Genomic DNA, 23,970 nt, shown 5'->3' with positions numbered 1-23,970 from the left:
TTAGAAGGTTGGACAAAGCGCTGGGCGAGCACGGCCTGACGGTGCCGCGGTACGCGTGCCTCGAACTCCTCGACCAGCAGCCCGGCCTGTCCAACGCCGAGCTCGCCCGCGGCGCATTCGTCACCCGACAGTCCATGAACGTCGTCCTCCGCGGTCTCCAAGGACGCGGAGCTGATCTCCCGGCCCGCCACCACCGACCACGGCCGCGCCCGATAGTCGTCACCTGCGGTCGGGGCACCGCAGTCAGCCGGTGCACCCACCACACCGACCGGTACGACGACGCGCCCGCCGCACTGACGGTGCGACGGGCGCGTGGCGCCGAACGGGCTGGTCCGAAGGGCTGGCCGCCGCTAGAGCTTCCACCAGGGCGCCGAGATGTCCCGCAGCGTGTTCGTGCCGCAGTGCACCTCGCCCATCCCCAGGTGGTAGATCTCGTAGTCATCGATGTAGGACACCCGCATCCCCGCCTTGCGGTACGCGGCATTGACCGCCGCGGTGAAGATGTCTTTGCCACCGATCACAGGCCCCCACTGCTTCGGCGCGAGGTAGCGGTTCTTTCCGAGGACCACGCCGTTGACCGCGCCCGGTATATACGCGCTGGTCACCAGGGTGTCGTCGACGGCCTCCGTCAGGTCCCGCTTGCCGAACTCCCCTGCCGCGTCCGGTACATCGACCGAGGCGCCGAGCCGGGTCAGTCGCTGCGTCCCCGCGAAGTCGCCCCGCCCCTCGTCGGACGGGCGCGAGTACAGCGCGGGCACCCGGACCACCTCGGCGTCGGTGATGCCGGTCTCCCGCTTGAGGATCTCCAGGTTGGCGGCGATGCGCCGCGCCGCGAGGGCGTTGTCCGCACGGATCTTGTCGGAGGTGAGCACCTGGTTGATGGTCTCCTTCGGCGCGGACGCGTACTCGGTGCCCTTGAACGAGAACATCTTGGTCGCGCCGTGGCCCGCGGCCTTCGCGTCCTTGAGCAGCTTCATGCCCGCCTCAGGGTCGGCGATGGCGATCCGCCAGCCGCGCCTGGTGTCGGCGGGCAGGAACTGGACGAACTCGTCCACGTGGCCGACGTCCAGCCACGAGGTGTCCAGCAGCAGCGGGTCCTGCATGCCCTGCGACGCCAGCAGCGTCCGCATCGCCTTGACCGGCTTGACGCCGGTGTCCTTGTACTCGCCCATGACGATACGCCCGGCGGGGTAGGACCGGCCGCCGTGCTCGTAGGCGGGGATGGTCTCCAGGTTGCCCATGGAGTCGAGGCTCGAGTCCTCGACGCCGCGGCCCAGCGCGACCTGCACCGCGCCCACGTCGCGTCCGCGCAGCTTCTCGAACACCTGGCGGCCCGCCGGACGATCCTTCTGCGCCGAGCGGATCATGACCCGCATGCCCTGCGGCTTGCCGCCGGGGCCGGCCATGGTCACGTATCCCGGTTCCAGGAAGTCCTGCGCCCAGATGTCCTGCTCCTCCTCCCCCATGGTGAACTTCACCAGCGGTGTGGAGATGCCCGCCCGCTTGACCTGGGTCTCCAACTCCTTGACGAACTTCCGCTGGGTGCGCTCGTACACATAGCCGCCGCGCAGCTCGGTGACCATGACCTGCTGCGCCTGCTGGACGTGGTGGTGCGTGAGCAGCGGGGCGGCGTGCAGGGTGACGCGGTCGGTGGTGGTCTCGGCGCCGCCGCCGGGGCTGACCTTCAGTTCGACGACCGCGGTGCCGTCCCACACCGCCCGGTCGCGTATGACGTCGGTGCCCTCGATACCGAGCTCCACCCCGGCGCGCAGCTCGGTGGCGGACAGCCGGGTCGTCGCCTTGACGACGGTCCAGCCGGTGGTGCGCTTCACGAAGAGCCGGGTGTACTTCGCGCCGGTGCCGGTGCCGGTGCCGGTGACCTTGACCGTGCCGGTGGCGCTGCTGCGCAGTTTGGGCATCGGTACGGTGCGCAGCCGGGCCAGGTCGGCCGTGTCCGCCCGGCCGTTGACCTTGGTGTCGGCGGCGTCGTTGCACTTGGCCAGCTTGGCGTCGGACAGCGGCTTGCCGTCGGAGCCGGTGGACTTGCACCGCTTGGTGTCGTCGTCGATGTTGGGGAGGAAGACCGCTCCCCGCCCGGTGGTCCAACCGTCCTCACCGGCGCTGTCCGTGCTGTCGGCGACGTCCACGCGGCCGTCGCGGTTGACGTCCGCGCGCAGGTCCGCCCGGGCGGACGGTGGTGCCGCGAAGGCGGGGGCCATGGGAACCAGCGTCGCGCCCGCCAGTGTGATGGCCAGGGCGGTCCGTACCGCAAGAGTCTTACGCACCCTGCGTTGTCCTTGTCGATCATGAGCCCGGGGCAGATGGTCCGGAGTCAGGTGGTCTGGTGTGTGCGTGAGGGAAGAGGCCGGATTGGCCACGGAGGTTGTGCGTCGGGTCAAGAGACGGACCTGCTGACGTACATCCGCTCCCGGGGACCCGCCCGAGGTGTGACGGGGGCGCAGCGAAGTCTCCTTCGCACGGCGCGCGAGAGCGTCGAGGAAACACTCCGGAGCAGGTGACAACACGATTGAGAACAGCCCGGAAGCGACAACTACCGCGTGCAACCGGTGACAGAAAGCGCTGAGTTCCTTGAAGAACCGCCCAGGTCAGCGGATGTCACCGGCGACAACTACCACTGCGAGTCGCACCCGCTCGGCCCGCAAGGGTCGCACCTCTCGACTCGGGCCCAAGTCCGCGATCGGTCTGGAAGTTGGCCCGCCTTACGGCACCGAATGCTGACAGGCAGGTGGTCGTGGACCTGGACGGGTGCTCGTGATCGCTCACTCCGAGAAGCGGGACGCCGCCGCGACCCGCGGCTGTTCTCCGCCGCCGCCCCAGCTGGTCATCATCGGCCGCCGCGCTGCCGAACGCAGGCTGACCAGCAGCATTCCCCGTCCCTGCGAGCCCGATCGCCCCCGGAGCCGTGGAATTCGGCGCCCATCCGACGCGACAGCGGGCCCTGACACTGCTCATCGCCAGCCCAACCAGTTGGAACAGCCCGCCAGTTGGACCGACGAGCCGTCATGAAATGCCGAGGCCGGGAGAGCGGCCTGCTGTCGCAGCGGCCGTGCATGCGCTGCTTGATCATTCCGGGGTCATCCGCATGCCGAGCAATGGGTCAGAGCCGTAACCGCAGAGCGAGCGATCAGCCGGGCGCTTCGGTCTACCCGAAGTCCAGCGACTGAGATTGCTACCCAGCGGGCCGCTGGTGGTTTCAACCAACCACCCGCGACCGTTCCAGTAGGGGCTGAGCCACCTGACGGTTGCCACGTTCACCACTGACTCATCGGAGCGGAAATCCCACTGCTGGTAGCGGCCGCCGTTGCATTCCATCCAGTAGACCTGGCCGGCTTCATTTCTCCCCTTGTTGAACTGTTCTGACGACCTCTTTGGTCGCAAGGGTCCATGCCTCTCGGCCCCGTGCGGGGGCGGATGGCACACGCTTGTGATCAAGGCGGCCGTATGTCGGGAAGTTGATGTGCACCGTACGCACGTGTGGAAGTCGTTATGGAGTGGCATGAGGTCCCCCCGCCGTGCGGGAGATACTGACTCGCTGGCCAGGGTGGGTTGACGTGGTTTCAGGTTCACGAGCGGCGGGGTCAGGTGCCGCGCGGCGGCGCCAGACCGGTGTCGTACGCGAAGATCGTGGCCTGTACCCGGTCGCGCAGGCCCAACTTGCGGAGCAGGGCGTTGACATGGGACTTCACGGCTCCCGTCGTCACGCCGAGTGCGTCCGCGATCTCGGCGTTGGCGAGTCCCGCCGCCACCAGCGACAGGACCTCGCGCTCACGCGGGGTGAGCGCGTCGAGGGGCGTGGGGTCCGGCGCCGGGGCGGTGTGCGCGAAGGCTTCGATCAGTCGGCGGGTGACGGCTGGGGCGAGTATGCCGTCCCCGGATGCCACGGCCCGGATGCCGGTGAGCAGTACCTCTGGCTGGGCGTCCTTGAGGAGAAACCCGGAGGCGCCCGCGCGTAGCAGCGTGCACCGTCGCTCGGCCAACGCCCTGCAGCAGGACATCACGCCCTTGTGGGTCGCGAAGGACCGCACGGCTTCCCTGATGGACCGGGCGCCCTGGGCTCGCGTGGACGACATGCCCTGGAGGGATATCGCCGGCGGGAAGGAGATGGTGATCCGCGGTGGCTACCGCCACCTCCAGATCTGGAAATGCGTGGCCAGCAGCGAGCGCCACTGCCTGCTGACCGATGGCGCCGGTCACTGTGGCGGGGTTCACTCGGACTGGTTCGTGCCCGCCCAGTGCCTGCCGGAGAAGAAGGCGGTGCATCTCGAAGACCTCGTCCTGTCGAGCGCGACGGGGGAGAGCGCGCCTGTCTACGTGCCCAATCGGGGGAGCGGCCGGGCAGGGCGGCATACGTGGGTCTCGGCGGCCGACTGCGAGCGCTGGCGGGAGATGGTCGGCGAGAAGACTCCTCTTCCCGAGGCGCCGGGGCAGGAAGAGGACGACGAGCTCACCTTCGCCGAGCAGGAGATCGACCGAAACTGCCGGGATCCGTCGCCCGGCTTCGCGCTGTGCTCGCCCGTCTCCCTTTGAAACGGCCTCGGGGGACATTGGCACAGCGGCTATCGGCGTGTAGCCGAACCTGACAGGGCTGGACGGTCACAGCGCCTCGTCATGTCGATCTTGAACGTCCGCCTGGGGAGACAGCGGGGCTTGGGCTCGATACGGTGTAAAGAACGCGTCAAGAACAGGCGCGGGGTGTGCCGGGAAGTCTGGTCGGCGTCCGTGGGGCTGTGTGCCCTTTTCCGCCGACGCCCCGGAGGGCTCCCGCCGTGTCTGACGTTCGCTCGCGTTCCTATTTCCTGGGCATGCTTCCGCTTCCCGAGCGTCAGGCCGTCGCCCGTGCACTGCGCACCGAGACTGTCGGCGGCCTCGTCCTCCTTGCCGCCGCGGTGGTGGCGCTGGTATGGGCCAACAGCCCGTGGAGCGGGGCATACGAGGAGATACGGGATTTCCACTTCGGGATACCGGCCCTCGGCCTGGACCTGTCGATGGGGCACTGGACGGCGGACGGACTGCTCGCGGTGTTCTTCCTGGTCGCCGGGATCGAGCTCAAGCGCGAACTGGTCGTCGGCGAGCTACGCACCCCCGCGACCGCGGCGCTGCCGGTGATCGCCGCGTTGTGTGGAATGGCCGTGCCCGCCGCCCTATATGCCGCAACCGCCTCGGCGGGCGGCGGGAACCTGGACGGGTGGGCGGTGCCGATGGCCACCGACATCGCGTTCGCCCTCGCCGTGCTCGCGGTCCTCTCCACCCACCTGCCGGCCGTGCTGCGCGCGTTCCTGCTGACCCTCGCGGTCGTCGACGATCTCGGCGCCATCTTGATCATCGCGGTGTTCTTCACCTTCGACCTGAACCTTTGGGCGCTGGCCGGGGCGTTCGCCGGACTCGTCGTCTTCTACCTGCTACAGCGGGCGCGAGTACGCGGCTGGTGGTGGTACGTCCCTCTCGGCGTCACCATCTGGGCGTTGATGTACAACGGCGGCGTCCACGCCACGGTCGCCGGGGTCGCGATGGGGCTGATCCTGCGCACCACCCGTGACGCAGGTGAGAAGGAGTCCCCGGCCGCCCGGGTCGCGCACCTGGTGCACCCGGTCTCTGCCGGGGTCGCGGTGCCGCTGTTCGCGCTGTTCGCCGCCGGGGTGAGCATCACTGGCGCGGCCCTGAGCGAGGTGTTCACCAGCCCCGAGCCTCTCGGTGTCGTCATCGGTCTGGTCGCGGGCAAGACCGTGGGCATCTTCGCCGGGACATACCTGGCCGCACGTTTCACCCGCGCCCGTCTCAACCCTGACCTGGCCTGGGCCGACGTGCTGGGCCTGTCGGTCCTGGCGGGGATCGGGTTTACTGTGGCCCTGCTGATCGGCGAACTCGCCTTCCCCGACGGCCAGGCCACAGAGCACGTCAAGGCCGCGGTCCTGATCGCCTCCGTGCTCGCCGCACTGCTCGCCTCCGCTCTGCTGCGCCGCCGGAACACGATCTACCGGCGCCTGTACGAGGCGGAGAACCTCGATGCCGACGCGGACGGCACCCCCGACATCTACCAGCAGGCCCGGTCTGCGGGCGCCGGGCCGGACGGCCAGGACATCTGATGGGCGGCGGCGAGGCGTCGCTGCTGGCGCCCGTGATCATCGTCGCGGCTCTCGTCATCCGTACCGCGTTCACCGAGATCCGGCACCCGGGCAGCGCCCGCCGCCAATGGGCCTTCACGACCAGCCGGGGGGCGACGACAGCCGCAGGCGTGGTCGCGGTGACCGTGACGGCCAGCGGCTGGAGCCAGGCCGGGTGGGCCGCCGTCGCCTGGGCCCTGATCGTCGGCGCCCTGACCGCATACCTGATCGGCAGGGACAGCTGATGATCCCCGCCTCAGCAGCACCCAGGAGCAGCGCATTTCTGAAACGTCGCATCGGGACCGTGCTGGCGGCCGTCGGCGCTCCGCTCACCCTGGCCGGGGCGTTGATGTAAGTCCTGCCCGGCCCCGGATTTCCCGTCCTGATCATCGGCCTGGCGCTGCTGGTCACCGGCCTGATCATGGCCGCCACCGGCCACCGGTGACGCCCCAACCGCGTAACGGGATTCTGGGGCCGCCCTCCACCCGAAGGGATCACGACGATGCCCTGGTCACGGCTCGCCCCGCGGTCTTCACTCGCCTCCCCGCCGTTTGTGAGAACGACGAAGCGGTTGGCCGGGGTCCTCTCGGGTTTCGCGGGGATGGGTCAGTGGCTGGTGAGCTCGCCCGTGAGCTTGCCGTGGAGGTCGGCGCTGGGGTCGTTCAGGCCGATGATCTCCACGCTCTTGCCGCGCTGGGCGTATTTGGTCTCGATGGCGTCCAGGGCGGCGACCGAGGATGCGTCCCAGATGTGTGCGGCGCTCAGGTCGATGACGATCTTGTCGGGGTCGGTGGTGTAGTTGAACTGGCCGACGAGGTCGTTGGAGGACGCGAAGAACAGCTCGCCGGTCACGGCGTACACGACGCTGGTGCCGTCGGGGTCGGCGACGGCGGTGACGTTGGCGAGGTGGGCGACGCGCTTGGCGAAGATGACCATTGCGGTGACAGAGCCGACGACGACGCCGATGGCGAGGTTGTCGGTGGCGACAACGCAGATCACGGTGATGACCATGACGGCGATCTCGCCGGCGGGCATCCGCTTGAGGGTCTTGGGTGCGATGGAGTGCCAGTCGAACGTCGCGAACGACACCATGACCATGACGGCGACCAGGGCGGCCATCGGGATGTCGGAGACGATCGGGCCGAAGACGATGCAGAGGACCATGAGGAACGCACCGGCCAGGAAGGTGGACAGGCGGGTGCGGGCGCCGGAGACCTTCACGTTGATCATCGTCTGGCCGATCATGGCGCAGCCGCCCATGCCGCCGAAGAAGCCGGTGACGATGTTGGCGATGCCCTGGCCGATGGACTCGCGGGTCTTGGAGGAGTGGGTGTCGGTGATGTCGTCGACCAGCTTGGCGGTCATCAGCGATTCCATCAGGCCGACCAGTGCCATGGCGAGGGCGTAGGGGGCGATGGTGGTCAGGGTGTCCAGGGTGAACGGCACGTCCGGCAGGCCCGGGACGGGCAGGGAGGACGGCAGTTCTCCCTTGTCGCCCACGGTCGGCACGGCGATCGCGGCCGCGACGGTGATCACGGTGAGGACGACGATGGAGACCAGGGGCGCCGGAATCACCTTGGTGACCTTCGGGAAGAACACCATCAGCGCGAGACCGCCGATGATCAGCGGGTACACGGCCCAGGGCACGTTGTGCATCTCGGGCACCTGGGCCATGAAGATCAGGATCGCCAGGGCGTTGACAAAGCCGACCATCACCGAGCGCGGGACGAACCGCATCAGCTTCGCCACCCCGAGCGCGCCGAGGGCGACCTGGATGATCCCGGCCAGGATGACGGCGGCGATCAGGTAGCCCAGGCCGTGCTCACGGTTCAGCGGGGCGATCACCAAGGCGACGGCGCCGGTGGCGGCAGAGATCATCGCGCGGCGGCCGCCGACGATCGAGATGACCACGGCCATCGTGAACGAGGCGAACAGTCCGACCGCCGGGTCCACACCGGCGATGATCGAGAACGAGATCGCCTCCGGGATCAGCGCGAGGGCGACGACCAGGCCGGCCAGGACCTCGGTGCGCCAGACCTTCGGGTTGCTCAGCCAGTCGGGGCGCAGGCCGCGCAGCCGCGCGGCGGGAGTCACTGCGGAAGAAGACAAGGAGATGAGTACCTGTCGTGCTCGGGTACACCCCACTGGCAGGCCGGGGCGTGCGAGAGAACGCGGAGGAGCCGGGCCGGCGCCCCGCGGACGGCCCGCACGGAGCGGGCCGGAAGTCGAAGAAGCGACGGAGCCGGGGACCTACGCGGAGGCGCGGGCAGTCGGCTCACATCGGGGGCGAAGCGTCACGGCGGGCAGGCGGCGGCGATAGGCGTCATGGGCTCGCGCACGCTCTCTCCTGCAAGAATCGGATCTTCGCCGGGGGCGTCATCGGCCCCGGAACGGCAGTCGCGGGGCAGCCGGGCCGCCCTCGCCATCAGCAACTCTACCCTAACGTTAGAGTAGAGATCGGTGGGGTCGCACGGGACGCGGTCCCGGCAGGACGAGAAGGGCACAGGACACGGGCGTGGACGACAAGCACATGCAGATCGGCGAAGTCGCCGCGCGGACCGAACTGTCCCTGCGGACCATCCGGCATTACGAGGAGACCGGCCTGGTCATCCCCTCCGCCCGTTCCCAGGGCGGCTTCCGCCTCTACACCGAGACCGACGTCGCCCGGCTCATGGTCATCCGCCGCATGAAGCCGCTCGGCTTCACCCTGGAGCAGATGCGCGACCTCCTGGACGCCACCGACCGCCTCGACAGCGACGAACACCTCGACGCTGCCGAGCGAGAGGCCCTGCTGGGCCGTGTCCACGTCTACGAGCAGGCCGCAACCGAGCAGGTCGACAAGCTCCGCGTCCAGCTGGCCCGCGCCGAGGACTTCGCCGCCACCCTTCGCACGCGCCTGGACCAGAACACCTCTGTCGCCCTGCCCTGACCTGCGCGTTCCACCGTGCCTGGCCTGTGCCTGTGCTCGTTCAGCAGTGCGCGGGCCTACCTCGGCATGAGCCACCCCGCCTCTTTCTCTTCCCGCCGCCCGCGCCCGTGGGGGACGATGGGCGCCGGCATCGCCGCGGTGGCCGCCTGCGCGGTTTGCTTCGCGGGCCCGCTGCTGGCCCTGCTCGGCAACATCGGCGCGGCCTCCGCGCTCGCCTCGTTCTGGGTTCTCGCTCTGGCGGTTGTGGTGGGGGCCGCCGCGGTGGGCGCCTACGTGCTGCACCGTCGGCGCCGGGCAGCCGCCTGCGACCCGACGACGGGCCCGGTAGACCTCGGCCTGCCCGCCGTCGGCATGGCTCGGGACGGTCGCGTGCGCTGACCTGGGCGAGAGGCCGCCCGCCGGGCCTGTGAGGTTGACCGAAACGGCCGCCACCAGGGGCGGTCCGGTACGGGCGCGACGCGGCCATGTTCTGCGGCGTGTGCCGTGAGTTCCTGAACGGTCGGTAGGCGCCAGCGGCCCGCTGGCGACAACTGCAACCAAAACTGCAACCACCAACGTCGAAGGGCCCCGCAGCAAGCTGCGGGGCCCTTCGACGTATTGCCCGGTGAGAGCAATGGCGGAGGATACGAGATTCGAACTCGTGAGGGGTTGCCCCCAACACGCTTTCCAACTGTGCGAGTGGCCGTTCGTGGGCGTTCATGGATGGCCACTCGGCAGCTCAGAGAGGGCTGGCGTACGAGGCTGAACTGCAGCGGACGTGAGTGAACTGGACAAAGAACAGGACAACGGGCGGCGGTGGAGAGGGCCCTTTGCCCTGTGGATGCTGGCCTAAGTTCGGCGTCAGCGCCGTCATCTACGGCCTTCTGATTCGTAGCTCTAGCCGGTCGGTCAGCCACGGCCATTCCGGCCGCTTCGAGTCCTCGCAGTGACGCTGGCGGCCTGGTTCGGTTGCTGAGGTTGCAGTACCGGGCTGCTGTATTGCTGGTGCTTGGCTGCATAGGTGACCAATGCATGGCTCCTGCGGACTTGGGGATCAACGATCTAACCTGGCAGGCATGAAGTTGTCGGAAGTGACGCCGGTCCTGGTCGCCCTCTTGGTGTTGATTGGCGTTCTTTGGCAAGGGCGGCGGCCACGCTTCGACAGTCGTGATCGACTGCAGAGGGACCTGGAATTGCTTGCTGCGATGCCCGACGACCTACAGGTCAGGGATGAGTACAAGCAGCACATCTCGGCAGCATTCGAGGCATTGATCAACGATGAGGACGAACGATCGCGAGACCCGCAGGGGGTAGTTCTTGGCATCGCGCTCATGCTCGTGGGTGGGTGGCTAGTGTGGGTCGCTCTTGACCAAGGTGGTGGCTGGTGGCACTTCCTCACCGCCTTCGGCGCGCTGCTCTTCGCCGTCGCTGCCTATGGCACCGCGCAAGACGCAAGCAAGCATCACCGTGATGAGCGGGGGCGTGTCATCCCACGCAGCGAGTCCACCGACGACTGATCTTGAGGTGGCTACCTAAAGCCGTGGAGCCGACCGCCCCAGCCGCAACGGGTTTCCTCCCACCCCCGAGCACGTATCGCGCCGCAGAGGCGGCGCGCCCCGCGCCGTGCGCGGGGTCTTGATGAGGTAGAGGAATCTGTAACAACCCGGCCCTGGGCTCAGACGCTAAGGGCTGTCCCGAAGCGCGCGGGGAAGAAGTGCGCGACGCGATGGGCGGTACCGGCTGACACGGTTGCTGCACTTCGCTGCTGTACGGGCAACGTGAAAGGCCCCCTGGATTTCTCCCGGGGGCCTTTGGCCTGCTGTGCACTCGGCAGGATTCGAACCTGCAACCTTCTGATCCGTAGGCGGGTGCACCCTCCTACGCCTACCAATCGTTCCTAGGGGGATTCCCAGTTGAGCGCGTCAGCATGTGCGCGTGTGTGCGCCCACGTACGTGGACGTTGATGTCAGGCGCTGATGTCAGGGGTACCGGGAGCTGGCCCCCGCCCGTGAGGAGCGATGTGCACGGAGCAGTCACCATCCGTCGGCGGCGAGCCGCCGCCCCCACGGCTGCGCATGAGCGGAAGGCCGAGCCCCAAGACTCCAGCGCCAGCACCGAGGGCAGTAGCCGTGTGGGGGAAGGCGTAGACCACGCACCCGGCAAGGATGGCACTGCCGAACATCAACCATCCGACCCTCGCCCGCAGGAATGCGCGCACGCTCCGTGTCGGGCGCGGCGTTTTTCGCCTGCTGGGCCCCTCGGAACTTGCCCTGAGGCTGTCTCTCGGTACTGTCATTACTGACCTTTCTACTAACGAGTGAGGTCAGGGCGGCTCCCGTGCCAGCGGGAGTCGCTTTTTTTCGACTACGCCGCCCGTCAGCGCTCATCGTGGCAGACGCCGAACTGCCATCCAATCTGGTTGTCCACAGGCCGCGCGCCAGGCCTGTGGATAAGTGCGAGAAAGTTGTGCACAAAGATCTACTCGGCCCATCAGGAATCGCGGAGAGAAACCTGTTAACCCGCAGCCCGGAAAACGCACGAGGTAGTGCGTTAACCTTCGGGGGTTCGTGGATAACAAGATCCTCTAAAAAACTCCAAGTTTTTCCGGACCTCAATGTTCCGCTTAGGGTTCTGCCACCTGGCCAGCACTGCGAACGCCGCCATGTGCACCGCGCAGAGTGGGATCGACCCCACGGCGGGGCGGCCCCGCCAGCCCACCAAGCCACCAGGGCCCGATGACCAGCGTGACCTGTACGTCGGCGTGCACTTGTGTGCGCCGCCGTTGATGTCAGACGCTGATGTCGGGCATCAACGAGGACGGAGCCGCGTCAGGCTCCGCCCCAACACGCTCTCCAACTCTGCACGGCGACGTTCGTCCTGGTTCGCGACTGTCCACAAGGCGGTCCGCGTCGGCGCCCGCTGAGGAGTTGAACCGTCGCGAACGTCTGTGAACGAGACTGCTGATGAGACTGCGGGTCCGCTCAATCACCGACAGGCCAGTTTGGTGGAGCCCCGCAATTCGATCACGTCGCCGACCTGCAGCGTGGCCTGGTGGGGCACCGTGTCGTCCCAGCTGAAGTGGGTCGCGGGGTTGTCGTCATACCCTCGCAGATCCGCTCGCTGCCACCTTCGCTCACATCAACTTACGGGTTATGTGCTGATCCGTCGCTCTATGCAGATACGACAAGGTGATGCAGAGATCACGGACAAGCAGGCAGCGGGCCGCCTAGAGTTGATCGGAGCGTGGCAGGGCGCTGGACGGGGGAGGGTGAGCCGAGTGGTTAGCCGGGACACGACGGGCCCAGAGAAGGGTCCGATTGAGCAACAGCTCGAATTTCAGCGACGCATTCTTACTCTAGAATCTGAACTCCGGGGCGCTAAGCTCCAGAACGCCATCGCCTCGGCAATGGCTACGCTTCTTTTCCTCACATACGCTATTGCCATAATAGGGATTCCGGCAATTGGTATCGCGACCTACGCCACCTACGGCCGAGTCGACCTGGGAATGTTCAATCGAATTGGCATACCGGTAACTGTCGTATGCGTGATCGCCTCGTTCGTCCTGAAAGAGAGCCTTGTAGAGTTTTCCGATTTTGCACGCGTCGACGTTGCCGAACGTAGGCTTGAACTGTCTCTCGCGAAAGAGCGAAGGCGACTTTATGCGGCAAGCATTGAACTGGATATAGTTACGCAGAGGCATATCTACAAGGAAACAATACCTTCCACCGTGGAGGATTTTCGTAGAGGCAGTGCGCAGTATCGGCGTATCCATAACGGTTTTCAGAGTGTGATAATCCTGGGGTCGTTTGCCATGACGGCTTTGTCGGCTATGGCAAACGACTGGGCCTCCGTCGGGGTCAGTTTCTCTGTAGGAGTTGCTTCCGGATTTGCTGGCTACTTCAAGTTCAAAGAGCGCGGTTTCTATCTGCAGCAGAGCGCAGACGCGATCGAGCAAGAAGTTGACGCCGCATCCCTCAATATTGGGCCCTATAAGGGGAAGAGTAAAGATGAGGCGTTGGGGCTGTTCACTGAGCGCGTGGAGGCCCTTAAGGTCGAGCAGAGAAAAAGGGAGCAACAACTAGATCAGCCTAGCGATCGCTCCGAGGGAGGGGGCGTATAACTCGGTCTGAAAATAGCGCTACGGATGGAGCTGCGTTGGACCTGCTGCGATGACTCAATTGAGGCATCCATGCAGGCGCCTGCCCCTGCGTGCTCTGGGCCTTAACGCGCTGACACGAGGCGGCTCGTAAACCCTGCGGTACATAGGCGCTCGTAAGCTGCGGCTACGGAACTAGGTACCTCTTGTCTGATCATGAAGCCTTGCTCCGGGTAGATGAGCAGACGCTGTTGAGCCCCAACAAGCATGTCCAGCACAAGACGTGGGTCTTTGATTGAGTTGACGTACTCCGAAAGCGTCGTGGGTGCTGACGCGCTGACGATCTCAACTTCCGGCCATAGTCGGCGGGCTGTCGCGTAGGCCCGCCGCTCCTCGTACGGCTTGCTCACGAGCAGTACGGATGACACATCGGCGCCTCGCTCTGCGAGCAGTTCGCGTGAGAAGTTGATGTTCTCGCCCGTGTTCCGCGCGTTCGGCTCAACGAGGATGGCCGATGCGGGAACACCCAGTTCCAGCGCTCGTTCCCGATAATGCTCAGCTTCCCCGCGGGGCATGCGGTCACGTGTCGTGCGGCTGGTAGCGCCTGTGAAGACGATCAGTGGGAACATGTCGCGCTGGTACAGCTCCACGGTCACATCTGCCACGCCCAGGTCATGGCTACCGAGGCCGATGGCAACCGAGCAGGGGCGCGGTTCGTGATGCATCTGCTGAAAGTCCCAGAGCCGCTGAGCGTCAGCCCATGTTTGCACCGAGATCACTGGCCCGCTCCCTGTGCTGAATCGGGAACCTTGAAGTCGTAGGCCCAGGCGAAGCGGCTCGCCGCGTGAATGCCGATGGCGAATTCCACCACGGTCCTGTCAGCGGTGTAGGTGGTTCGGTGAAGCTCTACGACCCACTCACCGGGCGTCAGCTGGAGGAGCGCCGCCTCTTCCGACGCCGCGGGGCGCGCGAACAGCTCCTCCCGCATGTGATCGATCTCGTACCCCGCGTCGTAGAGCACGCGGTACCCGCCGCCCTTGCCGGCCGGGCCCGGTGTCGGGTCAACAAGCTGGGTCCCTTCGACATGCTCGGGGCGGTAGTAGCTGGTCAAGGTGTGCGTCGGCTGGTCCCCCTCCTTCACGAGGCGGGCGCGCGCGTACACCTCGGAACCTTCCGGTAGACCGTGCGCCGCCGCTACCAGCGGCGTGGCGGGCACCCGACTGACGTTCTGCGTCTGCTCTCCACGCTTGTGCGCGCGGCCCGAAGCCACGCGGTCGGCGATGAACGCGACCTCGTCCCCGTCACGCCATTTGGCCTTGTCGTACCGAGCGATGCCGAGCCGCTTGAGCGGGGCCTGCTGCCGTACGACAGTGCCGTGACCTCGGGAAGAGGTCACCAAGCCTTCGGCTTCCAGCGCCTTGTAGGCCGCGTGAACCGTGGACTTCGATCCTTCACCAGCCTCGACAAGATCCCGGATATGGGGCAGCTGCCGGCCAGGGGGTAGCTCACCACTCTTGATCTGCCCGGCCAGCTTGTCTGCCAGTTCCCGCCACTTGGGTGCCACGCGCACTCCTCTCAACGGCTCCAGTGAAACACAGTCCCAGGACTGTTGACAGTCCCAGGACTGTGCGTCATTGTCATTGCAGACACGCCGCAGTCCTAGGACAGCGGGAGTTGTGGCCCTTCTTTGGGCTGCTCAAGCTGCACGACTCAGGAGCCCCGCGTTGGTCGGGGGGAGGGTGCCGGACAGCCGTTTGCCGAGAGGTGGGCGGTCCCTTGTCAGTCCGGACGGCATGTCTCTGCCTACAGCGGGGCCTTAGCGACCTGTTCCTTGAACCGGCAGGCGCGTCCCCGGAAGAGACACCTGAACCACTCAACTCCGCAGCTCACGCTGCGGTCGGTTGCCTCCTCCGTCCGTCCGGCCACTGGTCGTACGGGCGGGGCAGAGGGGAGCCGGAACACCCTTTCCTGCTTCACCCGCAGACGGCGTGCGGCCCCGGTGCTCGAACACCGGGGCCGCTGTTTTGGGCCGTCCACCGCTAAGGAGAAAACGACCCGTGAAGACCATCGCTGCACTTCAGGACCTCGTTACGGCCGCGTCGCTCGATATGGAGCCGTCGGCCGCTGAGCTGGACGCGATCGAGCTGGAGATGCCCGTCATCCTGGCGGACGTCGACCTGCTGGACGCGCAGATCATGACCATCGACCGCCCCATCACCGAGCTGGACGAGCGGCGCATCCGCCGGGCCCGCCGGCGGGCGCTGGCCGCCCGCCGCGACCTGACCAACCGCGCCGGCACGGTGCTGACGGGTGGTGCCGCATGATGGCCATCGCTCCCGCCCCCGAGGTGCTGCTCGACCACCGCGGCAACCCCCGGGCGTCCTTCGAGATGTCGCTGAGCTACGAGCAGGCGCGGCTGGGCACGGCCTTTCACGAGGCCGGTCACGCGGTGCTGGCCATGGCCTACGGCGTCCACGTCGTGACCAGCGAAGTCATCGCCTGGTCCCCCGAGACAGACAGGTGGAGCCTCACCGGCAACACCGCATTCGAGGCGCGCGATACCAAGCCGTGGCACTTTGCGGCCCAGTGCGCCGCCGGTGAGATCGCCAATGTGCAGTACCTCATGACCTACGGCCTGTGGACGCCGGAGCGGGCACTGGCCTGTAGCGCCGACCACGACCGGGAGCAGGCCATCGACGTACTGGCCGACTTCGGCTACGACCTGGGGCGCGATCACACCCCCGACCGTCGCAAGTCCTGGGGGATGGTGCGCGGCATGGCACGCCGCAAGATCGGCTACCTGTGGCGTGAGATCCGCACCGTGGCCCTGGCCATGGACGAGCGGACCGTCCTCACCGGCGACGACATCGCGGCCCTGACCGGCATGACCAACTCTCCGCGACAGGGGGATGCGGCATGAGTGGGGGCGTGATGAGGGCGTGGCTCGGGCTGCGCTGCTGCGGCACGCACGCACCGCAGCGGACGGCCGGGCCGTGCTGGCAGCTGTACGTGGTGATGACCGGCAGCGTCCGTGACTGGCCGGTCCACACCTGGTCGACATCCACCGAGGTCCCGAGCATCGACGAGCGCAAGGCGGCTCTCGCGTCGCTCGGATTCGTCCTCGTCAACGGGATCGAGTGGGAGTGGACGGAGGACACCGGGCCGGAGTACCACCCGCACCCGGCGCGCGTCTCCCTCTCCGCGGGCGCCGAGGTCCAGCGGCTGGACGGGGGTGCGGCATGAACCGCACTGGCAAGACGCTGCTCGTCCTCGCGCTGGTCGCGGTCGTCGCCATGGCGTTCCGGGTTTCCTGGAACGCGCTGCGGGACGTCGCCACCGCGACCGGCGCAGACGACACGGCCGCGCTGCTGTACCCGTTCGTGGTCGACGGACTCATGGCCCTGGCCCTGGTCGCCACGCTCGTACTGACCGGAGACTCACGGCGGTTCGCGCTGCGGGTCCTGGCCTCCTACACGCTGGCCTCGCTCGTCCTCAACTACGTCCACGGCCTCGTCCCCGAGCTGCACGCCAAGTCGGTCGACTGGGGTCGACTGGCCGACTGGGACCCCGCGAACTGGGCCCTGGTACTGCTCGCCACATCGCTGCCGGTCGGGTCGATCTACTTCGGCTCCGACCTCGTCGCGAAGGTCCTGCACCACCGACCGGTCGACTCTGCAATTACGGAGGAAACGGTAGAGACGACACCAAATCGGTCTACCTCTGACCTGCAAGAGTCGACCCCCTTCCCCATGAGCCCGGTCGATGTTCCGCCCGCTCTCCCGGCGCCAGAAGCGGTCGAGGAACTGCCGCCGGTGGAGCTGTCCCCGGTCGGTGCGTTCGCTGCGGAGTCGACCCGCCCGCGTCGGGCGACCGGTCGGGTACCGGACGTCGCCCGGTCGAGTCGACCGGTCCGCACCGCCGATCAGCTGCTCGACGAAGCCCGGTCGGCCACCGCCGACTGGCCGGTCGAGGAACTGACCGGCGAAGCGATCCGCAAGGCGGTCCACACCTCTGCGGCCAAGGCCCGCGTGCTGCGCGAGACCCTGCGCGCCGAGCGGACCGCCATGCCGGATGAGGCGGTGGCCTGATGGGTGCGCTGCCGGATTACCGGTGGCGCATGGCCCCCGATGGCCTGGCCACCCGCCGTCAGCTCCGCGCACTGGGGTTACGGCCGGGTGGTCAGGACGTCGTCGCCGAGCTCCAACGGCCCCGCCGGCGCCGAGGTCCGCTGGTCGCCTACCTGTACCGCATCGACCGGGCCAAGCCCGTACGGCCCATGACGCCAGGCCGTGCAGCCGCGCTGGCCAAGGCCATGGCTGCCCGCCGCACCTGCCCCAACTGCCTCCGGGATGCCGGGTACTGCATCCCGCGTTCTCTCGGCGTGTGCGTGCCCTGCTCCGACCTGGACACCGAGTCTGCCGCCTGAGCTGCGGCATGGAAACGGAGTGACGTAGTGAAGCTGACCGTCAGCACACACAAGCTCTTCGGCTACGGCGCGACCCTGCGCACCGCGAAGCGTCTGGCCGAGCAGGCCGTCACGGTCGTGAACCGGGCCGTGCCCGGCCAGATGCCCGACGTGCAGATCGTCCTCACCTCGGAACGGAACCTGGCCGAGGTATCTACGGCTGCCGAGTGGGAGACCGCCGGATGCACGGACAAGCGGGTCCATGCCCGTGCGCTGCGTTCCGCGAAGAAGCTGGCACGCGACACCGCCGGCCGAGCCGTCCCGCTCGCCGATGGCGGGGTGTTGATCGTCGTCAACGTCGACCAACTCCCGAACGAGGCCGTGTTCGCGATCACGCTCGTGCACGAACTGGTCCACGCGATGCAGACCAGCCGCAAGGGCGTGCGCGACCGGCTCGTTGCCGGGCTGCGCAACGACCTGGGAGTCGAGAAGCAGTCCCGCCGCAAGAACCAGGAGCACGAACGCTGCCTGGAGCGGGAGGAGAAGGAGGCGTACGGCGCCGAATACCTCGCCGGCCGTCTCGTCCCCGCCGCCGCAGCCTGACCCACCCCCGCACCTCCACTTCCCTCGCTCCGGGTTCCGGGGCAGTCAGGAGTCGTTCCGCCATGAGCGACAACGTCGTTCCCCTCTTCGAAAAGACCACCACCGCCCCCGAGACACCCCCGGTCGCCGTGGCGACTGCGGTAGCAACTCCCGCTGCTACAAAGCCTCCTGCGCCCTTGTGGGTGCGCTCCGCGAGGGGTGTGCGCACGGCGGCCACCCACGAACACACCAAGACCGTCTGCCGCGTCACTGCCCGCCACGGCCTCTACGTCCTTGGTGGGACGCAGATCGTGGCCCGTCGGACGTGGGAGGGTCGCACCGCTTCCCGTTACGAACGTCTGCTGCGTGCGGCGGAAGCCGCGGGGAACATGGAAGCGGCAGCGGAGTGGGAGGAGCGCGGGCAGAAGTTCCGGCAGGAACGCCACCGCCGCCGCATGGACCTGCTCACCGCACCCATGGACGCCGCCAAGGGTGTCGCGGCCGGTGCTGGGATGGCTGCCGGTGGGCTCTTGGTCCTGGGCATCATGCTGGCCGTCGCAAACAAGGACTGGACCGACATCGGCGCCCCCACCATGGCGCTGATCGAATTGGTCCGCTGGATCGTCTTCATCGTGTCCGTGACCTGGGGACCGCTGGTCACGATCGGTCCGTGGGCGGTCCTGCTCGGCCTGTGGGCCGTGGGCAAGAACCAGCAGGCAGCACCCCAGTGGGCCCTGCCCGCCAACGCCCGCTCCAGTGAGGGCGAGCCGATCACCCCTTCCATCGTCGTCCTCGCACTGCGGAACCTCGGAATCGCCCCGCTGCGCAACGCCATCAAGGAAATGGGCGACGCGGGCGCCTCCATGCTCGGTCCGATCCGTATCGCCGGATGCGGTGTCGAGGTGGACGTGACGCTGCCCTCCGGGGTGTCCACCAACGAGATCCAGGGCAGGCGCCGCAAGCTTGCCGAGAACCTGTCCCGGCATGAGCACGAGGTATTCATCACGATCCCAGAGGCGGCCCGCACGGTCCGGCTCTGGGTCGCGGATTCCGGTGCGCTGGACGAGCCCATCGGCCCGTCTCCGCTGGTCACCGACCCCGATACCAAGGCCGACTACAAGACGGGCAAGGCGCCGTGGGGCCAGGACCTGCGCGGCGACGCCGCAGCGCTGAGCCTTTACCAGCGCCACCTGCTCATCACCGGTCTGTCCAACCAGGGCAAGACCGCTGCCCTGCGGGCGCTGGCCCTGTGGCTGGCCCTGGACCGCACGGTCGAGTTCCGCATCGCCGACCTCAAGGGCGCCGGCGACTGGGCCATGTTCGATGACCTTGCCACCGTGCTCATCCAGGGCCCGACCGACGACCACGTCATCCAGGCAACCGAGTTGGTCGAGGGCCTGGTGGCGGATATGGAGCGCCGCCTTCAGGCGCCGCCCGGCACGGTGTTTCCGCCGCTGGTCGGGATCGTGGATGAGGCTCAGGTCGCATTCATGTGCCCGGTCAAGGACGACAAGAAGCTCCCGTACGGCGGATCCAAGGCCACGTCCCGGTACTTCATGGCTGTGCGCAAGGTCCACAACCAGGGTCGTGCGGTCAACGTGACCCTGTGGGAGGGCACGCAGGACCCCACGGACCAGAACCTTCCCAAGCTGGTCCGCGAGGGTGCTCACACCCGCGCATCGCTGGTCCTGGGCAGCGAGTCGCAGTCCCGGATGGCGCTGGGCGACAAGGCCGTCGAAGGTGGCGCGGCCCCGCATCTGCTGCGGCAGGGCCTGGACAAGGGAACTCTGGTCGTCGCGAGCGACGGCATCGCGATCCCTGCCGGCCAGGCATCCATCACCATCCGCACGCACTACGTCGACGACGAACGGGCCTACGAGATCGCCAACCGGGCTCGGGCTCTGCGTGACGGTGTCACGACCCTTCACGTCATCGAGCGGGACGAGGTGCGTGACCCTCTCGCGGATATCGCGACCGTCATCGGGGACACGAACCGGGTCCTCACGCAGGACGTGCTGCAGCGCCTCGCGGTGCTGTCCGAGGACAGCTACGGGAGCTGGACGCACGCCGACCTCAAGCGGGTCCTGGACGGTACGGCGGCCGAGCCCTACAAGTCCGACGGGCGGATGGTCGTTGGCCGTGAGCGCATCGCCCGCGCTCTCGCCAACCGGGACAGTGACGGTTCCGCTTCCGCGTCCTGATCGCAGGGAGCGCACCCCGGGTGGGTCAGGGAGGCAGGGAGAACTCCCTGAACGCCTCCCTGACCCGCCTCCCTGGATCTGACCTGCACAAATGATGTTCAGGGAGGCAGGGAGTCACCCCAGCTCAGCACCCCAGAACACCCCTCCACGCGCCTCCCGATGGGGGTGTGTCCGCCTCCCTGACCCAGCAGAGGAAGGGATTCCACATGTTCCCCGAGCACACCAGCCACCTGCCCGCCCAGCGGGCCGTGACCATCCACCAGCCCACCCCACTCGCCACCGTCCAAGCCGCGCCGCTCGTGCCGGTCCAGCCCGGAACCATCCCGGCGGTGACGTCGATCGTGCTGCCCGACGGGCGGGTCATCACCGGCTACGCCATCGCCCCCACCCACCCCGAACCGGTCACCACGAAGCCGGTGATCTCTCGGGCGGCGGTGAACATCGCGCTGGGCGGGATCGGGTTCGCCGCGGTCTGCGGCGGGCTCGTTCTGCTGACCACGTTCATCGCCGCACTCGCGGCCCTGGTCCAGCAACTCATCATCCTGGCCGCCGTCATCTTCGGCGGCTGGATCGCGGTGCAGGTCCTCACGGCCACCGGCCAGGAGAGGGGCGCCACGACGGTGAACATCCGCAAGGCCGTCATCAAGCGCAACCACTTCCACAACTGACCGAGGACGGCCCCCGTCTCGGCAAAGTCCGGGGCCGCCCTCGTCTGCCAGCACCCAAGAGAACTGGAGACACCCAGCATGACCCAACCCACCCGCATTCGGCGATCCCCCGCCTTACGGATCCTGGGCCGTCAGGCCGTCCCTTCATCTCTTCGTCCTGACCCGCGCACGGTCACTGTGACCGGCATCGTCCCCGGACTCCACATCCGCGGCCTCGACCGCAACGAGATCCCCGTCGCCGACTGGCTGTGCACCTGTGGCCACCACGAACGCGCCCGGGGCCGCAAGGCCGTCACCGAACTCAACTCCCGCGTCCGCGTCGGGCACTGCCCCCACACGGCCACCGAAACCCGGAGGACCGCCGCATGAGCACCCTCCAGACGGCTTTGGGCCTCGCGGCGGCGGGTGTTCCCGTGCTGCCGCTGCGAGCGGGCAAGCTCCCGTTCGGCAACTGCCCGACGTGCGCCGGCAACGCCTGCGGGGGACGTCCCACGATGAAGAGCGCCGGGGTGTGCTCCTGCCCCGGCATCTGTCACGGATGGGCGGCAGCCACGACCGACCCAGACACCCTTACCTCCCCTCTGTGGGCGGCGGCATGGCGGCAGGCGCAAGCAGTGGCCTACCACCCCGGCGGCGCCGGACTCACCGTCGTGGACCTGGACGACACCGCCGCCGTTTCCTGGGCCCGGCAGACCCTGCCGCCGACCAGGACCGTGCTCACCACACGGGGCGAGCACTGGATCTACCGGGGCGCGATGCGGTCCGTGAACGCGGTCCGGGACGGCGTCGACATCAAGTCCACGATGGCCTACGCCCGGTGGCTCGGCCCCGGCACCGGCACCATGACCGCTCTGCCCGACACCGCGCGCGCACTGGTCGTCAAGGAGCCCTCTGCCCTCACGCCCGCGCGGCCCGTCGCCAGCGCGCCCCCGTCGGGCGGGGGCGGGGAGTGCCGACATCGCACGCCCGCCTACCTGAACCGTGGCATCGCCATGGCCGAGCAGCAGATCACCCAGGCACCCAGCGCGGTACACGCCACCGTCTACCGGACCTTCCTCGCCGTGCTGTCCGCCCACGGTCGATGCGGCTGCCTCACCGACACCCACGTCGGACGGCTGTTCGCCGCTGCGCAGACCCGGGGCGAATCCGCCCGGCACTGCACCGACGCGTGGACCAACGCCCTGACCAAATTGGGGATGTGACCATGTCCGACGACGAGAAGAATCCGGCACGCGAGGTCATCACCGACTACGCGCAGCAGCACTTCCGGTACTTCCGCACCGCCGACGGAACCGTGTACGCGCAGAAGAACGGCCACCCCGTGGCCCGTCCGATCCGCTCACAGGGCACGACGGGCAGCCACCGGCAGGAACTCATGGTCGGCCTGTTCAAGGACGGCCGCGGCGTATTCAACGGGACCGCCCTCAAGGAAGCGCTGGACCTGATCGAAGCCCTGGCATTGACCGAGGACACCCAGCCCGTGCACATCCGCGTCGCTCCCGGATTCGACGGGGCGACCTGGCTGGACCTGGGCCGCAACGACGGGCAGTCCGTCCGCATCCACCCCACCGGCTGGGACATCACCGTCCCCAACCCTCGCGAGGTGTGCTGGCGGCGCACCCAGCTCACCGGGGAACTCCCGCTGCCGGCCAAGGACACCGACGGCAAGGGCATCGACCTTCTGTTCCGGCTGACGAACTTCGCGAATGCGGAAACCGAGTGCCTGGCCATCGCGTGGCTGATCGGCTGCCTGGGACCGTCTGTCCCCGTCCCCGCCCCGTTCCTCACCGGACCGCAAGGGGCGGGGAAGTCCACGGCCGGACGGATGCTCATCAGAATCGTCGAAGGCATGAGCGGCGACCTGCGCCGGGCACCGAAGGATGAGGAGAACCTGATCGCGGCCGTCGCGGCCGGGTGGGTCACCGCCCTGGACAACCTCTCCCACATGACCCCTGACTTGTCCGACGCCATGTGCTGCATCGTCACCGGGGCCGAGAGCGTCAAGCGCGCCCTGTTCACCGACGGGGACGTGCACCGGGCCCGCTACCGCCGTCCCCTCCTCCTCACCGGCATCGACGTTGGCGTCATCCGGCCCGACCTCGCCGAACGACTCCTGCCCCTGCGGCTGGAGCGCCCCAGCGTGAGGCGCACCGAGGCGGAACTGTGGGCGGAGTTCGAGGACGCGTTGCCCGTCATCCTCGGCTCGCTGCTGGACCTCACGGTCAAGGTTCGCGCCGCTGAGGCGGAGACGCCCACCGATCTGCGGATGGCCGACTTCGCCCATCTGTGCGCGCAGCTCGATGCGGCCACCAGCCTTGGCGCGCTCGCCGCCTACCGGGCCAGCCTGGACGACTTGAACGACGACGTCATCGAAGGCGACCTGCTCGCGCAGACCGTCCTCACGCACGCCGCTGGCCTGCCGCCGGGCGCCGAGCAGCAGATGACGTCCACCGAGTGGCTGCACTGCCTCAGCCGCCTCTACGGCGGCGACGACCTGCGGCCCCTGCCCAAGGGTTGGCCGACCACTGGGAAAGTCCTCTCCGACCGGCTCAAGCGCCTTCAACCGACCCTCGCGGCTCGGGGAGTCCTCATCGATAGCGGCCGTACCCGTGAGGGTCGCTACCTCGAAATGACCCGCCGAGCCACCCCGCCCCCACACGAGCAGACGGGAGCATTCTGACCCGCAGCCCGGTCGCCCAGGACAAGCAAGAAGAGCACCAGCCACGGGGGCGTGCTCCTCTTGCTGTTCGGCGGAACGCCGCCCGTTGCGCGCCGCGCAGCGGCCCCTCATTCACGCTCTGAGGGGCAACCGGACCACTACAGACACCCCTCCTTTTTTCCTAAGTAGGGAAGCTCTGCGTCACAGCGTCACGCTCACGGAAGAAACAGCCCCTGGCCTGCGGCTACAGGCGTGACGCAGACGGAAATCTCTGCGTCATCCTGCGTCACCTGCGTCACGCCGTGACGCAGCCCGTGACGCACCGATGA

General features: G+C 67.8%; 22 protein-coding genes and 2 pseudogenes. 19 read left to right on the top strand and 5 right to left on the bottom strand.

Going from position 1 to position 23,970, the window contains the following annotated elements; genetic code table 11:
• Positions 1 to 8: 8 nt before the first annotated feature.
• A pseudogene (locus ACFT7S_RS14135) lies at positions 9 to 210 on the top strand (MarR family winged helix-turn-helix transcriptional regulator); the annotation flags it as partial.
• Between the two features lie 140 nt (positions 211 to 350).
• Here the strand turns inward: ACFT7S_RS14135 and ACFT7S_RS14130 are convergent.
• A complete protein-coding gene (locus ACFT7S_RS14130; RefSeq protein ID WP_382731353.1) occupies positions 351 to 2,219 on the bottom strand; it encodes a protein-arginine deiminase domain-containing protein in 1,869 nt (622 codons plus the stop codon).
• Positions 2,220 to 3,599: 1,380 nt separating this feature from the next.
• Positions 3,600 to 3,974, bottom strand: a pseudogene (locus ACFT7S_RS14125) (LuxR C-terminal-related transcriptional regulator); the annotation flags it as partial.
• A gap of 106 nt (positions 3,975 to 4,080) precedes the next feature.
• Here ACFT7S_RS14125 and ACFT7S_RS14120 point away from each other — a divergent pair.
• The 3 genes from ACFT7S_RS14120 to ACFT7S_RS14110 all read left to right on the top strand — a co-directional run bounded on the left by ACFT7S_RS14120 (position 4,081) and on the right by ACFT7S_RS14110 (position 6,367).
• The gene (locus tag ACFT7S_RS14120) at positions 4,081 to 4,548 is read left to right on the top strand and encodes a hypothetical protein (RefSeq protein ID WP_382731053.1); all 468 of its coding nucleotides are present in this window, start codon (positions 4,081 to 4,083) and stop codon (positions 4,546 to 4,548) included.
• Positions 4,549 to 4,823: 275 nt separating this feature from the next.
• On the top strand, positions 4,824 to 6,104 hold the full coding sequence (gene nhaA / locus ACFT7S_RS14115) for a Na+/H+ antiporter NhaA (protein WP_382731050.1): 1,281 nt from the start codon (positions 4,824 to 4,826) through the stop codon (positions 6,102 to 6,104).
• Positions 6,104 to 6,367, top strand: a complete 264-nt coding sequence (locus ACFT7S_RS14110; protein WP_382731047.1) for a hypothetical protein — start codon at positions 6,104 to 6,106, stop codon at positions 6,365 to 6,367. Before nhaA ends, ACFT7S_RS14110 begins: the two co-directional genes overlap by 1 nt.
• A gap of 361 nt (positions 6,368 to 6,728) precedes the next feature.
• Here the strand turns inward: ACFT7S_RS14110 and ACFT7S_RS14105 are convergent, their stop codons facing one another.
• Positions 6,729 to 8,231, bottom strand: a complete 1,503-nt coding sequence (locus ACFT7S_RS14105) for a SulP family inorganic anion transporter (protein ID WP_382731045.1) — start codon at positions 8,229 to 8,231, stop codon at positions 6,729 to 6,731.
• A 406-nt stretch (positions 8,232 to 8,637) separates the two neighbouring features.
• On the opposite strand from ACFT7S_RS14105, the gene ACFT7S_RS14100 reads away from it, so the two are divergent.
• The 4 genes from ACFT7S_RS14100 (at position 8,638) to ACFT7S_RS14085 (ending at position 13,150) form a co-directional block, all read left to right on the top strand.
• Positions 8,638 to 9,051: a MerR family transcriptional regulator gene (locus tag ACFT7S_RS14100; RefSeq protein WP_382731042.1), complete on the top strand. Its 414-nt coding sequence runs from the start codon at positions 8,638 to 8,640 to the stop codon at positions 9,049 to 9,051.
• A 66-nt stretch (positions 9,052 to 9,117) separates the two neighbouring features.
• Entirely contained in the window at positions 9,118 to 9,429 is a 312-nt protein-coding gene (locus ACFT7S_RS14095) for a hypothetical protein (RefSeq protein WP_382731039.1), read from the top strand.
• 677 nt (positions 9,430 to 10,106) lie between these two features.
• Positions 10,107 to 10,547 (top strand): hypothetical protein, encoded by a 441-nt coding sequence (locus ACFT7S_RS14090; protein ID WP_382731036.1) that lies wholly within the window; start codon positions 10,107 to 10,109, stop codon positions 10,545 to 10,547.
• 1,655 nt (positions 10,548 to 12,202) lie between these two features.
• Complete coding sequence (locus ACFT7S_RS14085; protein ID WP_382731033.1) at positions 12,203 to 13,150, top strand: SLATT domain-containing protein; 948 nt, start codon at positions 12,203 to 12,205, stop codon at positions 13,148 to 13,150.
• A 101-nt stretch (positions 13,151 to 13,251) separates the two neighbouring features.
• On the opposite strand, the gene ACFT7S_RS14080 is transcribed toward ACFT7S_RS14085, so the two are convergent.
• Positions 13,252 to 13,905: a YdcF family protein gene (locus tag ACFT7S_RS14080; protein WP_382731030.1), complete on the bottom strand. Its 654-nt coding sequence runs from the start codon at positions 13,903 to 13,905 to the stop codon at positions 13,252 to 13,254.
• The gene (locus ACFT7S_RS14075; protein ID WP_382731027.1) at positions 13,902 to 14,690 is read right to left on the bottom strand and encodes a GntR family transcriptional regulator; all 789 of its coding nucleotides are present in this window, start codon (positions 14,688 to 14,690) and stop codon (positions 13,902 to 13,904) included. The genes ACFT7S_RS14080 and ACFT7S_RS14075 overlap by 4 nt, the downstream gene beginning before the upstream one ends.
• Positions 14,691 to 15,183: 493 nt before the next feature.
• Between ACFT7S_RS14075 and ACFT7S_RS14070 the strand changes: the two genes are divergently transcribed.
• From ACFT7S_RS14070 to ACFT7S_RS14020, 11 genes are all read left to right on the top strand, one after another.
• On the top strand, positions 15,184 to 15,450 hold the full coding sequence (locus ACFT7S_RS14070) for a DUF6284 family protein (protein WP_382731024.1): 267 nt from the start codon (positions 15,184 to 15,186) through the stop codon (positions 15,448 to 15,450).
• The gene (locus tag ACFT7S_RS14065) at positions 15,447 to 16,046 is read left to right on the top strand and encodes a hypothetical protein (protein ID WP_382731021.1); all 600 of its coding nucleotides are present in this window, start codon (positions 15,447 to 15,449) and stop codon (positions 16,044 to 16,046) included. Before ACFT7S_RS14070 ends, ACFT7S_RS14065 begins: the two co-directional genes overlap by 4 nt.
• Positions 16,043 to 16,369, top strand: a complete 327-nt coding sequence (locus tag ACFT7S_RS14060) for a DUF6303 family protein (protein WP_382731018.1) — start codon at positions 16,043 to 16,045, stop codon at positions 16,367 to 16,369. Before ACFT7S_RS14065 ends, ACFT7S_RS14060 begins: the two co-directional genes overlap by 4 nt.
• Positions 16,366 to 17,214, top strand: a complete 849-nt coding sequence (locus tag ACFT7S_RS14055; protein WP_382731016.1) for a DUF2637 domain-containing protein — start codon at positions 16,366 to 16,368, stop codon at positions 17,212 to 17,214. Before ACFT7S_RS14060 ends, ACFT7S_RS14055 begins: the two co-directional genes overlap by 4 nt.
• Positions 17,214 to 17,552 (top strand): RRQRL motif-containing zinc-binding protein, encoded by a 339-nt coding sequence (locus ACFT7S_RS14050; RefSeq protein WP_382731013.1) that lies wholly within the window; start codon positions 17,214 to 17,216, stop codon positions 17,550 to 17,552. The genes ACFT7S_RS14055 and ACFT7S_RS14050 overlap by 1 nt, the downstream gene beginning before the upstream one ends.
• Positions 17,553 to 17,579: 27 nt before the next feature.
• The gene (locus ACFT7S_RS14045; protein ID WP_382731011.1) at positions 17,580 to 18,134 is read left to right on the top strand and encodes a hypothetical protein; all 555 of its coding nucleotides are present in this window, start codon (positions 17,580 to 17,582) and stop codon (positions 18,132 to 18,134) included.
• A 62-nt stretch (positions 18,135 to 18,196) separates the two neighbouring features.
• Positions 18,197 to 20,314, top strand: coding sequence for an ATP-binding protein (locus tag ACFT7S_RS14040; protein ID WP_382731008.1), 2,118 nt, complete (start codon positions 18,197 to 18,199; stop codon positions 20,312 to 20,314).
• A gap of 206 nt (positions 20,315 to 20,520) precedes the next feature.
• Complete coding sequence (locus ACFT7S_RS14035) at positions 20,521 to 20,982, top strand: hypothetical protein (RefSeq protein WP_382731350.1); 462 nt, start codon at positions 20,521 to 20,523, stop codon at positions 20,980 to 20,982.
• 177 nt (positions 20,983 to 21,159) lie between these two features.
• Positions 21,160 to 21,351 carry a hypothetical protein gene (locus ACFT7S_RS14030; protein ID WP_382731006.1) on the top strand — a complete coding sequence of 64 codons (192 nt, stop codon included), beginning with the start codon at positions 21,160 to 21,162 and terminating at the stop codon, positions 21,349 to 21,351.
• On the top strand, positions 21,348 to 22,184 hold the full coding sequence (locus ACFT7S_RS14025; protein ID WP_382731003.1) for a bifunctional DNA primase/polymerase: 837 nt from the start codon (positions 21,348 to 21,350) through the stop codon (positions 22,182 to 22,184). The genes ACFT7S_RS14030 and ACFT7S_RS14025 overlap by 4 nt, the downstream gene beginning before the upstream one ends.
• Positions 22,185 to 22,186: 2 nt before the next feature.
• Positions 22,187 to 23,662, top strand: a complete 1,476-nt coding sequence (locus tag ACFT7S_RS14020) for an ATP-binding protein (protein ID WP_382731000.1) — start codon at positions 22,187 to 22,189, stop codon at positions 23,660 to 23,662.
• Positions 23,663 to 23,970: the final 308 nt, after the last annotated feature.

The sequence above is a fragment of the Streptomyces sp. NPDC057136 genome (genome assembly GCF_042670885.1).
In the GTDB taxonomy this organism is placed as follows: Bacteria; Actinomycetota; Actinomycetes; order Streptomycetales; family Streptomycetaceae; genus Streptomyces.
The sequence above is the reverse complement of the archived record's forward strand: the minus strand, read 5'-3'. Positions and strand labels throughout refer to the sequence as shown.